Source organism: Streptomyces sp. NRRL WC-3742 (assembly GCF_000720635.1).
Classification (GTDB): Bacteria; Actinomycetota; Actinomycetes; order Streptomycetales; family Streptomycetaceae; genus Kitasatospora.
Genome location: NZ_JOCF01000031.1, coordinates 88,816 through 104,610 on the forward strand (window position 1 = coordinate 88,816; position 15,795 = coordinate 104,610).

General features: G+C 75.1%; 1 protein-coding gene. It reads right to left on the reverse strand.

What is annotated here, in order from left to right:
* Positions 1 to 40: 40 nt before the first annotated feature.
* A complete protein-coding gene (locus IH61_RS42980; RefSeq protein ID WP_420713959.1) occupies positions 41 to 15,760 on the reverse strand; it encodes an SDR family NAD(P)-dependent oxidoreductase in 15,720 nt (5,239 codons plus the stop codon).
* Positions 15,761 to 15,795: the final 35 nt, after the last annotated feature.

Here is a 15,795-nt window from a genome sequence, read left to right on the forward strand (position 1 = left end):
TCACTGGGCACGGTTGTGTCCTTCCTCAGCTGGGACCGGCTCAGGAGAGCCCGAGTTCGTTGTCGATGAAACTGAGCAGGTCGGCGGCGCTGGCGGCCTCCAACCGTTCGGCCAGGTCCTCGGTCTCGGCGGGCCTGGTCGCCTTCCTCCAGTCGGCGAGCAGCTGCTCGAGGCGGACGGTGATCGCCTCGCGGTCGGTGTCCGGGGCGGCGCTCCGGGCGGCCAACGAGGCTTCGACGGCGTCGAGTTCGGCGTTCAGTCCGCGTCCGGGAGCGGTCGCGGGAGCCGGGGCGAGGGCGCCGAGCAGGTGGGCGCAGAGGGCGACGGGGCTCGGGTAGTCGAAGACCAGGGTGGCGGGCAGGCGCAGACCGGTCGCGGCGTTCAGCTGGTTGCGCAGCTCGACGGCCGTCAGCGAGTCGAACCCGAGGTCCTGGAAGGCCCGTTCGGGTTCCACCGCGTCGGCCGAGGCGTGGCCGAGGACGCCGGCCGCCTTCTCCTGGACGAACCGCAGGACGGCCGCCTCCCGCTCGGCCCCGGCGAGGCCGAGGAGCCGGCGCTCCAGCTCCACCGGGCCGGTGCCCGCGCCGCCCCGGGCCGTACGGCGGGCGCCTGCGGGGCGCAGGCCGCGCAGCAGGGCGGGCAGGTCGTCGGTGCGGTGGCGCAGGGCTGCCGGGTCGACCCTGAGGGGGACGAGGACGGGCCGTTCGGCGGTGAGCGCGGCGTCGAGGGCGGCGAGGCCCTGGGCCTCGGTGAGCGGCGGCAGGCCCTGGCGGCGCATGCGTTCCAGGTCGGCTTCGGTCAGGCCCTCGCTCAGGCCGGTGCGGGTGTCCCAGAGGCCGTAGGCGAGGGAGGTGGCCGGGAGGCCCTCGGCGCGGCGGTGCTCGGCGAGGGTGTCGAGGAACAGGTTGGCGGTGGCGTAGTTGGCCTGGCCGGCGGCGAGGACCATGCCGCCGGCGGAGGAGAAGAGGACGAAGGCGGTGAGCGGGAGGTCGCGGGTCAGTTCGTGCAGGTGCCAGGCCGCGTCGGCCTTGGGCGCGAGGACGCGGTCGAACTGCGCCTCGGTGAGGGCATCCACGAGCCCGTTGTCGGCGACTCCGGCGGTGTGGACGACGGCCGTCGGCGGGTGCTCGGCGATGAGTGCGGCGAGCGCGGAGCGGTCGGACACGTCACAGGCGGCGATGGTGACCTCGACCCCCAACTTGGCGAGGTCAAGCGCGAGTTCGGCCGCACCGGGCGCCCGGGAGCCGCGCCGGCTGGTGAGGACGAGGTGCCGGACGCCGTGGACGGAGGCCAGGTGGCGGGCGACGAGCGCGCCGAGGCCCCCGGTGCCGCCGGTGATCAGGACGGTGCCCCCCAGGGAGGGGAGCTCCGCGGCGGGGGCGGGCGTGTGGCGGACGAGCCGCGGGACGGTCATCGCGCCCTGCCGGAGGGCGAGTTCGGGCTCCTCGGTGGCGAGGGCGGCCGGGATGAGCGGCACGCTCTCCTCGTCGGTGGACAGGAGCGCGAAGCGGCCGGGGTGCTCGGCCTGGGCGGCCCGGATCAGGCCCCGGACGGGGGCGAGCGCGAGGTCCGGGGTGGCGGCGAGTTCGGCGGAGGGTGCGGCGGCGTCGGTTCGGACGACCAGGGTCAGGCGGGTGTCCGCCAGGGCGTCCTGGGCGAGGAAGCCCCGCACCAGGCCGAGCGCGTGGCGGGAAGCCTCGCGCAGCCGCTGCGGCGCCTCGCCGGGTGCAGGCGCGGGGAGTTCGGCCAGCAGGTGCTCGGGGGCGGGGCCGGTGAGCGCCGTCCAGTCGGCGTGGCGGACGACGCCGGAGAGGTCGGCGAGGCCCGTGCCCAGCACCGCGACGTTGGCGGCGGGTTCGGCGGCCGCGAGGGCGGCAGGCATCCAGTCCAGCGCGTACAGCACCCCGGACGCCTGCCCGGCGCCCGCCAGTTGCTCGGCGGAGACCGGCCGGATGCCGAGCGTCCCGACGGTGAGGACGGGCGCGCCGGTGGCGTCCGCCATGGCGATGCTCACGCCGCCGCTGCCCCGGGGCGCGATCCGGACGCGGACGGTGGTGGCGCCCGCCGAGTGCAGGGTGACCCCGGACCAGGAGAACGGCAGCAGCGTCTGCTCGGTGCCGTCCTCGCGACCGATCAGCAGCATCATGTGCATCGCCGCGTCGAACAGCGCCGGGTGGAGGCCGAAGCGGGCGGCGTCGGCGTGTGCCTGCTCGGGCAGCTCGACCTCGGCGAACACCTCCTCGCCGCGCCGCCAGACCGCCTTCATACCCTGGAACACCGGGCCGTAGCCGTAGCCCCGGCCGACCAGGTAGGGGTAGGCGTCGGCGGTGTCGACGGACTGGGCACCGGCGGGCGGCCAGGCGGCCAGGTCAGCCCCGGTGTCGGTGTCGGCGGCGGGACGGGTGGCCGGGGCGAGCAGTCCGTCCGCGTGGACGGTCCACGGCTCCTGGGGCTCGCCCTCGGCGCGTGACTCGGGCCGCGAGTGGATCGCGACCGGCCGCAGCCCCTGGGCGTCCGGGGCGCCGACCGTCACCTGCACCTGGAGCCCGCCCTGCTCGGGCAGGACCAGCGGCGCCTGCAGCGTCAGGTCCTCCAGCACCGGGCAGCCGGCCTCGTCCCCGGCCCGGATCGCCAGCTCGGCCAGGCCCGTGCCCGGGACGAGGGTGGTGCCGTGGACGGTGTGGTCGGCGAGCCAGGGGTGGGTGGTGAGGGAGAGGCGGCCGGAGAGCGCGAGCTGCTCGCCGGTGGCGAGTTCGGTGACGGCGGTGAGGAAGGGGTGGTCGAGGGCGTTCAGCCCGGCGGTGCTCAGGTCTCCGGTGGCGGCCTGCGGCTTGATCCAGAAGTGCTGGTGGTCGAAGGCGTAGGTGGGCAGCTCCACCGGGCCGGCGGCCGGGACGAGCGGGGCCCAGTCGATGCGGGCGCCGCGCGTCCAGAGGGTGGCGAGCGCCTCGAGGGCGGTACGGCCCTCCGGGTGGTTGCGGCGGGCCAGCGGTGCGGCGGTGAGCTGCTCCTCGTCGGCGAGGATCTGGCGGGTGAGGGCGGTGAGGACGGCGTCGGGGCCGGTCTCGACGTAGGTGGTGATGCCCAGCGCGTGGGCGGCGGTGAGTCCGTCGGTGAAGCGGACGGCCTCGCGGACGTGGCGCACCCAGTACTCGGGGTCGGTGAGCTGGGCCGAAGTCGCCATCTCCCCGGTCAGGTTGGAGACGATCGGGATCGTCGGCTCGTGGTAGTGGAGGGAGGCGGCGATCTCGCGGAACTCGTCGAGCATCGGGTCCATGAGCGGGGAGTGGAAGGCGTGGCTGACGCGCAGCCGCTGCGTCTTGCGACCGGCGGCGGCCAGCTGCCCGGCGATCGCCGTGACGGTCTCCTCCTCGCCCGAGATCACGGTGGACCTGGGGGCGTTCACGGCGGCGACGGCCGCCCTGCCCTCGTGTCCGGCGAGGAGCGGCAGGACGTCGGCCTCGGCGGCCTGGACGGCGATCATCGCGCCACCGGCCGGGAGTTGCTGCATCAGCCGGCCGCGCGCGGCGACCAGGTGGGAGGCGTCGGACAGGTCGAGGACGCCCGCGACATGGGCGGCCGCCAGCTCGCCGATCGAGTGGCCGACCAGGACGGCGGGCCGCAGTCCGTGGCTCTCCAGCAGCCGGTACGCGGCGACCTCGAAGGCGAACAGTGCGGGCTGGGTGTACTGCGTCCGGTCCAACTCGCCCGAGTCGGAGGAGGCATCGAAGCACAGTTCGCGCAGCGAGCGGCCGAGGTGCTGGTCGAGTTCGGCGCACACCTCGTCGAACGCGGCGGCGAACACCGGGAACCGCTCGGACAACTCCCGGCCCATCCCGGCTCGTTGGGCGCCCTGGCCGGTGAAGAGGACGCCGACCCGGGGGGAGTCGGTGAGCGCCGCGCCCTGGACCAGGCCGGGAGCCGTGCCGCCCTGTGTCGACGCCTCCTGTGCCAACGCGCCCAGCGCGGTGGGCAGTTCCTCGCCGCCGAGCACCACCGCGCGGTACTCGAAGGCCGTACGGGCGGCCAGCGCCGCCGCGACCGCCTCCGGTTCGGCCTCCGGCTGCTGCTCCAGGAACGCGGTCAGCCGCGCCGCCTGGCCGCGCAGGGCCTGCGGGCTGCGGGCCGAGACGAGCCAGGGGGCCGGATCGGAAGGATCAGTCGGAGTGAACTCGGCTTCCCGAAGAGGCTGTTCGAGGATGACGTGGGCGTTGGTGCCGCTGATTCCGAAGGAGGAGACGCCCGCGCGGCGCGGCCGGTCCACCTCCGGCCAGTCCCGCTGCTCGGTGAGCAGCCGCACCCCGCCCGCCGTCCAGTCCACGTGGGTGGTCGGCTCCTCGACGTGCAGGGTCCTCGGCAGGACGCCGTGGCGCATCGCCATGACCATCTTGATGATCCCGCCGACACCGGCCGCGGCCTGTGCGTGGCCGATGTTGGACTTCAACGAGCCGAGCCAGAGCGGCTCTTCGCGCTCCTGCCCGTAGGTGGCGAGCAGCGCCTGCGCCTCGATGGGGTCGCCGAGGCTGGTCCCGGTGCCGTGGGCCTCGACGGTGTCGACCTCGGCGGGGGACAGCCCGGCCTGGGCGAGCGCCTGCCGGATGACCCGCTCCTGCGAGGGCCCGTTGGGCGCGGTGAGCCCGTTGCTGGCCCCGTCCTGGTTGATCGCCGAGCCGCGTACGACGGCCAGCACCCGGTGTCCGTTGCGCTGCGCGTCGGAGAGCCGCTCCAGCACCAGCATGCCGACGCCCTCCGCCCAGGAGGTGCCGTCCGCGCCGGTGGAGAAGGACTTGCAGCGCCCGTCCGGGGCCAGGCCCTGCTGGCGGCTGAAGTCGATGAAGGCGCCCGGGGTGGCCATGACGGTCACGCCGCCCGCCAGCGCGAGGTCGCATTCGCCCTGGTGGAGCGCCTGCGCGGCGAGGTGCAGGGCGACGAGCGAGGAGGAGCAGGCGGTGTCGACGGTGAGGGCGGGGCCCTCCAGGCCGAGGGTGTAGGCGATGCGGCCGGAGGCGACGCTGCCCGCGACGCCGGTGCCGATCAGGCCCTCCAGCTCGCCGGGTGTGGTGCCCACCGCAGGCAGGTAGTCGTGGTACATCACGCCCGCGAAGACGCCGGTGCGGGAGCCGTGCAGGCCGCGCGGGTCGAGCCCGGCGCGCTCGACGGCCTCCCAGGAGGTCTCCAGCAGGAGGCGCTGCTGCGGGTCGGTGGCGAGGGCCTCGCGCGGGGAGATGCCGAAGAAGGCGGCGTCGAACTCCCCGGCCTCGTGCAGGAATCCGGCCTCCCGGCAGTAGGAGGTGCCGGTGCGGTGCGGGTCGTCGTCGAAGAGGGTGTCGAGGTTCCAGCCTCGGTCGGTGGGGAACGGCGTGATGCCGTCCCGGCCCTCGGCGACGAGCCGCCACAGGTCCTCGGGCGAGGCGACCCCGCCGGGGAAGCGGCAGGCCATGCCGACGATCGCGATCGGGTCGTCCGCGTCGGTGCCGCCGGTGCGGGTGACGGTCACGGCGGTGGCCGTGCCGAGGAGCGCGGTGGCGAGGTGGCGGGCGAGCGCGACGGGGGTGGGGTGGTCGAAGATCAGGGTCGCGGGCAGCTGGAGGCCCGTGGCGGCGTTCAGCTGGTTGCGCAGTTCGAGGGCGGTGAGCGAGTCGAAGCCCAGCTCCTGGAACAGCCGGTCGCTGTGGACGGCCTCCGGCCCGGCGAAGCCCAGCACGGCAGCGACCTGGCCCCGGACGATCCCCAGCAGCAGCTCCTGCCGGGCGGGCCCGTCGAGTCCGGCGAGCCGCTCGGCGAGGGCGCCCTGGGCGCCGGGCCGGGCGGCGGCGCGGCGCAGACGGCCTGCCGGGCGTGCGGTGGCGAGGCGGCGCAGCAGCGGGTGCACCTGGTCGCCGTCGGCGAGCGCCCGCAGGTCGAGGCGGGCGGAGAGGACGGCCGGGCGGTCGGCGGTGAGCGCGGCGTCGAAGGCGGCGAGGCCCTGGGCGTCGGTCAGCGGCAGCACGCCGGACCGGCCCATGCGGCGCAGGTCGGCCTCGGTGAGGTGGGCGGTCATGCCGCCCGCGTTCCACAGGCCGTAGGCGAGGGCGGTGCCGGGCAGGCCCTCGGCGCGGCGAGCGGCGGCGAGGGCGTCGAGGTAGGCGTTGGCGGCGCCGTAGTTGGCCTGGCCGGGGTTGCCCCAGGTGCCGGCGAGGGAGGAGAGGAGGACGAAGGCGGTGAGGGGAAGGTCACGGGTGAGCTCGTGCAGGTGGCGGGCGGCATCGGCCTTGGGGGCGAGGACGTGGTCGAGGCCCTCCTCGGTCAGCGCGCTCACGGGGGCGTCCGCGAGGGTCCCGGCGGCGTGGACGACGGCGGTGAGCGGGTGGTCGGCCGGGACGGAGGCGAGCAGCGCGGCCAGGGCGTCGCGGTCGGAGACGTCGCAGGCGGCGACGGTCACCTCGGCACCCAACTCGGTGAGGTCCAGGGCGAGTTCGGAGGCTCCGGGCGCCTCGGAGCCGCGCCGGCTGGTGAGCAGGAGGCTGCGGGCGCCGTGCGCGGTGACCAGGTGGCGGGCGATGAGGGCGCCGAGGCCCGTGGTGCCGCCGGTGATGAGGACGGTGCCGTCGAGGGAGGGGAGTTCCGGGGAGGGGAGTTCCGAGGATGGCGTGGACGTGGACGTGGGCGCGGGCGTGTGGCGGACGAGGCGCGGGGCGCTCACCGCGCCCTCGTGGAGGGCGAGCGCGGGCTCGCCGGTGGCCAGCGCGGCGGGCAGCAGCGGCAGGCTCTTCTCGTCGGCGTCGACCAGGACGAACCGGTCCGGGTGCTCCGCCTGCGCGCTGCGGACCAGGCCCCGGACGGCCGCCTGCACCGGATCGGGGGCGGCCGTCGCCACCGCGCCCCGGGTGAGGAGGACGAGCCGGGGGGCCTCGGGGTCGGCCAGGTGCTCCTGGACGGCGGCCAGCGCCCGGCGCAGGGTGTCCCGCAGCGGGTCCTCGGCCTCGGCGGGCGCGGCGGTGATCTCGACGACGGTGTACGGGCCGGGCTCGGCCTCACCGATGGCCACCGGGGTCCACTCGACGTGGAAGGAGACGTCGGCGGTGGAGGCGGTGGCGGCCGTGAGCCGGTCGGCGGCCAGCGGGCGCAGGGCGAGCGCGTCGAGGGTGAGGACGGGCGCGCCGGTCGTGTCGGCGAGGTGGAGCGAAGCCTCGTGCGGGCCCTCGGTGGTGATCCGGACGCGCAGGGCGGTCGCGGCGTGCGCGTGCAGGGTCAGGCCGGACCAGGTGAAGGGGAGCAGGGTCTGCGCCTGCCCGTCGGAGGTCCGGGTGTGCTGGTCGACGGCGAGGGTGTGAAGGGCGGCGTCCAGCAGCGCCGGGTGCAGGGCGTAGCGGTCGGCCTCCGCCCGTACGTCCTCGGGCAGTTCGACCTCGGCGTACAGGGCGTCCTCGGTCTGCCAGGCGGCGCGCAGACCCTGGAAGGCCGGGCCGTAGTCGAGACCGAGGGCGGCCAGCCGGGCGTAGAGCTCGCCGGGGTCGGCCGCCTCGGCGCCGGCGGGGGGCCAGGCGGTGAGATCGCCGGGCGCCCGGTCGGCGGTGGGGGAGAGGTGGCCCTCGGCGTGCAGGGTCCACGGCTCGGTCGAGTCGGCCGACTCCTCGGGGCGGGAGTGGACGGCGACGGCGCGGTGGCCGGTCTCGTCCGGTTCGGAGACGGTCACCTGGAGCTGGCGGGCGCCCTGTTCGGCGAGCACCAGCGGGGCCTGGAGGACCAGCTCGCCGACCCGGCCGCTGCCGGTACGGAGAGCCGCCTGCAGGACCAGCTCGACGAGCGCCGCGCCCGGCACGACGGTGGCGCCGTGGACGGTGTGGTCGGCGAGCCAGGGGTGGGTGGTGAGGGAGAGGCGGCCGGAGAGGATCAGCTGCTCGGTGCCCGCGACACGGGTGACGGCCCCGAGGAGGGGGTGGTCGAGGGTGTGCAGACCGGCGGTGGTGAGGCCGCCGGGGGCGGGGAGGGGCTTGATCCAGTAGTGCTGGTGGTCGAAGGCGTAGGTGGGGAGGTCCACCGCCGGGGTGGCGGTGGCCGGGACGAGGGGGGACCAGTCGATCGCGGCGCCGCGTGACCAGAGGGTGCCGAGGGCTTCGAGGGTGGTACGGGCTTCGTCGCGGTTGCGGCGGGTGACGGGCGCGACGGTGAGCTGTTCCTCGTCGGCGAGGGTCTGGCGGGTGAGGGCGGTGAGGGTGGCGTCGGGGCCGGTTTCGACGTAGGTGGTGATGCCCTGGGCGTGGGCGGTGGTGAGGCCGTCGGTGAAGCGGACGGCTTCGCGGACGTGGCTCACCCAGTACTCGGGGTCGGTGAGCTGGCCCGAAGTCGCCATCGTTCCGGTGACGTTGGAGACGACGGGGATCGTCGGCTCCTGGTAGGCGATGCTCTCGGCGATCTCGCGGAACTCGTCGAGCATCGGGTCCATGAGCGGCGAGTGGAAGGCGTGGCTGACGCGTAGCCGCTGGGATCTACGTCCCGAGGCGGCGAGCTGCTCGGCGACGGCGGTGACCGTGGCGTCCTGGCCGGAGATGACGACGGAGGTGGGCGCGTTGACGGCGGCGATGGCGGCGGTGTGCTCGTGTCCGGCGAGGAGCGGGAGGACGTCGGCTTCGGTGGCCTGGACGGCGATCATCGCGCCGCCCTCGGGCAGTTCCTGCATGAGGCGCCCGCGTGCGGCGACGAGCCGGGCCGCGTCGGCGAGGGAGAACACCCCGGCGATGTGCGCGGCGGCCAGCTCGCCGATGGAGTGCCCGATCAGGGCGGCGGCCCGCAGCCCGTGGCTCTCCAGCAGCCGGTACGCGGCGACCTCGAAGGCGAACAGCGCGGGCTGCGTGTACTGCGTCCGGTCCAACTCGTCAGAGTCGGAAGCCTCGAAGCACAGTTCGCGCAGCGACCGCCCGAGCAGCGGGTCGAACGCTGCGCACACCTCCTCGAAGGCCGCCTCGAACACCGGGAAAGCGGCACACAACTCCCGCCCCATCCCGGCCCGCTGAGCCCCCTGCCCGGTGAACAGCACGCCCACCTTCGGCGGCGCGAAGGCCCCGCCCACACCGCCGGGCTCGTTCGCCAACGAGGCGAGCCCGGCGGCGAGTTCGTCCGTCTCGCCGCCGACGACCACCGCCCGGTGATCGAAGACCGTTCGCCGCAGGAGCGCGGCCGCGACGGCACCCGCGCCCAACTCGCCCTGCTGCTCCTCCAGGTGAGCCGCGAGGCGCGCGGCCTGGGCGCGCAGCGCGTCGGGGCTCGCCGCCGAGACCAGCAGCGGGACCAGCCCGGTGGACGTCTCCGGCTCTTCGACGCTCTCGGGCTGTTCGAGGATGACGTGGGCGTTGGTGCCGCTGATCCCGAAGGAGGAGACGGCAGCCCGGCGCGGACGGTCGACCTCCGGCCAGTCCCGCCGCGAGGTGAGCAGTTCCACCGCGCCCGCCGACCAGTCGACGTGGGTGGTGGGCTCGTCCACGTTGAGGGTCTGCGGCAGGACGCCGTGGCGCATCGCCATGACCATCTTGATGACGCCACCGACACCGGCCGCCGCCTGGGAGTGCCCGATGTTGGACTTCAACGAGCCCAGCCAGAGCGGCTCCTCGCGCTCCTGCCCGTACGTCGCCAGCAGCGCCTGCGCCTCGATCGGGTCACCGAGCGCCGTGCCCGTCCCGTGCGCCTCGACCGCATCGACGTCGGCCGACACCAGCCCGGCCTGGGCGAGCGCCTGGCGGATCACCCGCTCCTGCGAGGGCCCGTTGGGTGCGGTGAGCCCGTTGCTGGCCCCGTCCTGGTTGATCGCCGAGCCGCGCACGACCGCCAGCACCCGGTGCCCGTTGCGCTGCGCGTCCGAGAGCCGCTCCAGCACCAGCATGCCGACACCCTCCGCCCAGGAGGTGCCGTCCGCCCCGGTGGAGAAGGACTTGCAGCGCCCGTCCGGCGCGAGGCCCCGCTGGCGGCTGAACTCGACGAAGGCTGCCGGGGTCGCCATCACGGTGACGCCGCCCGCCAGCGCGAGGTCGCACTCGCCCTGCCGGAGCGCCTGCGCGGCCAGGTGCAGGGCGACCAGCGAGGAGGAGCAGGCCGTGTCGACGGTGAGCGCCGGGCCCTCCAGCCCGAGGGTGTACGCGATGCGCCCGGAGGCGACGCTGCCGAGGCTGCCCGTCCCGACCATGCCCTCCAGTTCCTCGGGCACGGCCCCGACCGCCGGCTGGTAGTCGTGGTACATCACGCCCGCGAAGACGCCGGTCCGCGAGCCGTGCAGCCCGCGCGGGTCCAGCCCGGCGCGCTCGATCGCCTCCCAGGAGGTCTCCAGCAGCAGCCGCTGCTGCGGGTCGATCGCCACGGCTTCGCGGGGCGAGATGCCGAAGAAGGGGGCGTCGAACTCCCCGGCCCCGTGCAGGAATCCGGCCTCCCGGCAGTACGAGGTGCCCGCGCGCTCGGGGTCGTCGTCGAAGAGTCCGTCGAGGTCCCAGCTACGGTCGGTCGGGAACCCGGTGATGCCGTCCCGCCCGTTCGCGACCAGGCGCCACAGGTCCTCGGGCGAGCCGACCCCGCCGGGGAATCGGCAGGCCATGCCGACGATCGCGATCGGGTCTTCGTCCGCGCCGACCGTACGGGCGACGCTCACGGCGGCCGCCGTGCCGAGGAGCGCGGTGGCCAGGTGGCGGGCGAGGGCGGTGGGCGTCGGGTAGTCGAAGACGAGCGTCGCGGGCAGGACCAGCCCGGTGGCCTGGTTGAGGAGGTTGCGCAGTTCGAGGGCGGTGAGCGAGTCGAAGCCCAGCTCCTGGAACAGCCGGTCGGCGTGGACGGCCTCCGGCCCGGCGAAGCCCAGAACCGCCGCGACCTGCCCGCGCACCACGTCCACCAGGAACGCCTGGCGGCCGGGCTCGTCCAGCCCGATCAGCTGCTCGTACAGCGGCGAACCGGTGCGGGCGCCCCCGGCGGAGGCACGGCGCAGCGGGCCGCCGGTCACGCGGTTGGTGACCAGGCGGCGCAGCAGCGGCCGCACCCGGTCCTGGTCGGCGAGGGCGCGCAGGGCGAGGCCCGTCGAGACGATGAGCGGGCGGTCCGTGCCGAGGGCGGCGTCGAGGGCGGCGAGGCCCTGCTCGACGGTGAGCGGGCGCAGGCCCTGGCGGCGCATGCGCTCCAGGTCCGCGTCGGTGAGGGCCTCGCTCAGGCCGGTGCGGGTGTCCCAGAGACCGTAGGCGACGGCCGTGCCGGGCAGCCCCTCGGCGCGGCGGGCGGCGGCGAGGGCGTCGAGGTAGGCGTTGGCGGCGGCGTAGTTGGCCTGGCCCGCGTTGCCCCAGGTGCCGGCGAGGGAGGAGAGGAGGACGAAGGCGGTGAGAGGCAGCTCGCGGGTCAACTCGTGGAGGTGCCGGGCGGCTTCGGCCTTCGGCGCGAGGACGTGGTCGAGCTGTGCCTCGGTGAGCGCGGTGACGGGGGCGTCCGCGAGGGTCCCGGCGGCGTGGACGACGGCGGTGAGGGGGTGCTCGGCCGGGACGGTGGCGAGCAGCGCGGCGAGGGCGTCGCGGTCGGAGACGTCGCACGCGGCGACGGTGACGCTCGCGCCCAACGCAGCCAGCTCGTCGCGGAGTTCGGCGACGCCGGGCGCGTCGATACCGCGTCGGCTGGCGAGCACCAGGTGGCGCACGCCGTGCGTCGCGACCAGGTGGCGGGCGGCGAGAGCACCGAGGCCGCTGGTGCCGCCGGTGATCAGCACGGTGCCGTCGAGCGCCACGGCGGCGGCCGTCTCCCGCAGGCGGACGAGGCGCGGTGCGCTCAGCGTGCCTGAGTGGAGGGCGAGTTCGGTCTCGTCGGTGGCGAGGGCGGCGGGGAGCAGCGGCAGGCTCTCCTCGTCGGTGTCGAGGAGGACGAACCGGTCCGGGTGCTCCACCTGCGCGGCCCGGATCAGGCCCCGGGCGGCGGCGAGCGCCGGGTCGGGCGAGTCGGTGGCGGCGGCACCCCGGGTGACCACGGCCAGGCGGCAACCGGCGAACCGCTCCTCGGCCAGCCACTCCTGCGCGAGGGCCAGCACCTCCCGGGCGACGGTCCGGACGGCCTCCGGGCCTTCGCCCTTACGGACTTCGGTCAGCACGACCTCGGGCAGCGGCCCGGAGGCGGCCAGCGCGTCGAGGTCCTCGTAAGCGTCGACGCCGAGCGTGGACGTGCGGAGGGCGGCCAGGCGCGGGGCCTGGTCGGCGGCCGGGACGGGCAGCTCGACCCACTCCACGCCGAGCAGCGCGCCGGATGCGCCGCCGCTCAACTGCCCTGCGGTGACCGGCCGCAGGACCAGCGCGTCCACGGAGAGTACGGGCGTACCGGCGCCGTCCGCGACCTGGAGGCGGACGGACGGGCCGTCCGTACCGGCGACCCGCACCCGCAGCGCGGTCGCGCCCGCCGACCACAGGGTCACACCCGACCAGGAGAAGGGCAGCCGGGTCTCGGAGTCCTCCTCGCCGCCGCTCAGCGCGAGGGTGTGGAGGGCGGAGTCGAGCAGCGCCGGGTGGAGGCCGAAACGGGCGGCGTCGGCGTGCGTCTGCTCGGGCAGCTCGATGGCGGCGAGGATCTCGCCGTCGAGGGACCAGGCGGCGGTGACGCCCTGGAACAGCGGGCCGTAGCCGAGCCCGAGGTCGGCGAGGCGGTCGTAGAGGCCGTCGACGGCGATCGGCTGAGCACCGGCCGGGGGCCAGGCCGTGAACTCCTGGGCGGGCGGGACGTCCCGGCCGGCGAGCAGACCGTCCGCGTGGAGGGTCCACGGCTCCTCGGACTCGCCGTCGGCGGGGCGCGAGTGGATGGTGACGGCGCGGTGGCCGGTCCCTTCCGGTTCGGAGACGGTCACCTGGAGCTGGCGGGCGCCCTGCTCGGTGAGCACCAGCGGGGCTTGGAGGGTGAGTTCGTGGAGGTGGGTGGTGTCGGTGCGGTGGGCGGCTTGGAGGGCGAGTTCGACGAAGGCGGTGCCGGGGAGGAGGGGGGTGCCGTGGACGGTGTGGTCGGCGAGCCAGGGGTGGGTGGTGAGGGAGAGGCGGCCGGCGGTGGTGAGGCCGCCGGTCGTGGCCTGGGGCTTGATCCAGTAGTGCTGGTGGTCGAAGGCGTAGGTGGGCAGGTCGACGGGGGCGGCCTGGGCGGGGAGCAGCGGGGTCCAGTCGATGCGGGCGCCACGGGTCCAGAGGGTGCCCAGGGCTTCGAGGGCGGTACGGGCTTCGTCGCGGTTGCGGCGGGCGAGGGGTGTGGCGGTGGCCTGGGGGTGGTCGGCGAGGATCTGGCGGGTCAGCGCGGTGAGGATGGCGTCGGGGCCGGTCTCGACGTAGGTGGTGATGCCCTGGGCGTGGGCGGTGGTGAGGCCGTCGGTGAAGCGGACGGCCTCGCGGACGTGGCGTACCCAGTATTCGGGGTCGGTGAGCTGGGCCGAAGTTGCCATGGTGCCGGTGACGTTGGAGACGACGGGGATCGTCGGCTCGTGGTAGGTGACGGAGGCGGCGACCGTGCGGAACTCGTCGAGCATCGGGTCCATCAGCGGGGAGTGGAAGGCGTGGCTGACGCGTAGCCGCTGGGATTTACGTCCCGAGGCGGCGAGCCGCTCGGCGACGGCGGTGACCGTGGCGTCCTCGCCCGAGATCACCACGGAGGTGGGCGCGTTGACGGCGGCGACGGCTGCCTTGTCGCCGTGCCCGACCAGGAGCGGGAGCACGTCCGCTTCGGTGGCCTGGACGGCGATCATCGCGCCACCGGTGGGGAGTTCCTGCATCAGCCGCCCGCGTGCGGCGACGAGCCGGGCCGCGTCCGCCAGTGAGAACACCCCGGCGACGTGCGCGGCGGCCAGCTCGCCGATGGAGTGCCCGATCAAGGCGGCGGCCCGCAGCCCGTGGCTCTCCAACAGCCGGTACGCGGCGACCTCGAACGCGAACAGCGCAGGCTGCGTGTACTGCGTCCGGTCCAACTCGTCCGAGTCGGAAGCCTCGAAGCACAGGTCGCGCAGTGACCGCCCGAGCAGCGGGTCGAACGCTGCGCACACCTCCTCGAAGGCCGCCTCGAAGACCGGGAACGCGGCGCACAACTCCCGCCCCATCCCGGCCCGCTGAGCCCCCTGCCCGGTGAACAGCACGCCCACCTTCGGCGCGTCCGACACGGCCTCGCCGACGACCAACGACCCGAGCCCGTCGACCAGTTCGCCGGTCTCCGACCCAACGACCATCGCCCGGTGCCCGAACGCCGTCCGCCGCAGGAGCGCGGCAGCGACCGCCGCCGGTTCGGCCTCCGGCCGCTGCTCCAGGAACGCGGCCAGCCGCGCCGCCTGCCCCCGCAGCGCTTCCGGGCTCGCCGCCGAGATCAGCAGCGGGACGACCCCAGCAGGCGTCTCCGTCGCCGCCTCCACCTCGGCGGGCTCGGTCGCCTCGGCCTGTTCGAGGATGACGTGGGCGTTGGTGCCGCTGATCCCGAAGGAGGAGACGGCTGCCCGGCGCGGACGGTCCACCGCCGGCCAGTCCCGCCGCTCGGTGAGCAGCTCCACCGCACCCGCCGACCAGTCCACGTGCCGGGTCGGCTCGTCCACGTTGAGCGTCTGCGGCAGCACACCGTGCCGCATCGCCATCACCATCTTGATGACGCCACCGACACCGGCAGCCGCCTGGGAGTGCCCGATGTTGGACTTCAGCGACCCGAGCCAGAGTGGCTCCTCGCGCTCCTGCCCGTACGTGGCCAGCAGCGCCTGCGCCTCGATCGGGTCACCGAGCGCCGTGCCCGTCCCGTGCGCCTCGACCGCGTCGACGTCGGCCGACACCAGCCCGGCCTGGGCGAGCGCCTGCCGGATGACGCGCTCCTGCGAGGGCCCGTTGGGTGCGGTGAGCCCGTTGCTGGCGCCGTCCTGGTTGATCGCCGAGCCGCGCACGACGGCCAGCACGCGGTGCCCCTTGGCCTGAGCGACCGACAGCCGCTCCAGCACGAGGACGCCGACGCCCTCGGCCCAGGAGGTGCCGTCGGCGGAGGAGGAGAAGGACTTGCAGCGCCCGTCCGGGGCCAGCCCGCGCTGGCGGCTGAACTCGACGAACGACGAGGGTGTGGCCATCACCGTCACGCCGCCCGCCAGTGCCAGCTCGCACTCGCCCTGGCGCAGGGCGTGCGCGGCGAGGTGCAGGGCGACCAGGGAGGAGGAGCAGGCGGTGTCCACCGTCACCGCCGGGCCTTCCAGTCCCAGGGTGTAGGCGATGCGGCCGGAGGCGATGCTGCCCGCGCTGCCGGTGCCGACCATGCCCTCCAGTTCCTCCGGGACGGCGGCCACGGGCGGCTGGTAGTCGTGGTACATCACGCCCGCGAAGACGCCGGTGCGGGAGCCGTGCAGGGCGCGGGGGTCGAGGCCCGCGTGCTCGATCGCCTCCCAGGAGGTCTCCAGGAGCAGCCGCTGCTGCGGGTCGACGGCCACGGCCTCGCGCGGGGAGATGCCGAAGAACGCCGGGTCGAACTGTCCGGCGTCGTGCAGGAATCCGGCCTCCCGGCAGTAGGAGGTGCCGGCCTTCTCCAGGTCGTCGTCGAAGAGGGTGTCGAGGTCCCAGCCACGGTCGGTCGGGAACGGGCTGACGCCGTCCCGGCCGTCCGCGACGAGCCGCCACAGGTCCTCGGGCGAGGCGACCCCGCCCGGGAACCGGCAGGCCATGCCCACGATCGCGATCGGCTCCTGCTGCCGCTCCTCCATCTCCCGCATCCGGCGGTTGACGTCCCGCAGCTCTGCCGTGGCGCGACGCAGATACTCGCGCAGACCGCTCTCGTTGTTCGACATCGCCAGTCCCCTAGCCCTAGCTCAGAGATTCAGAAGGTCGG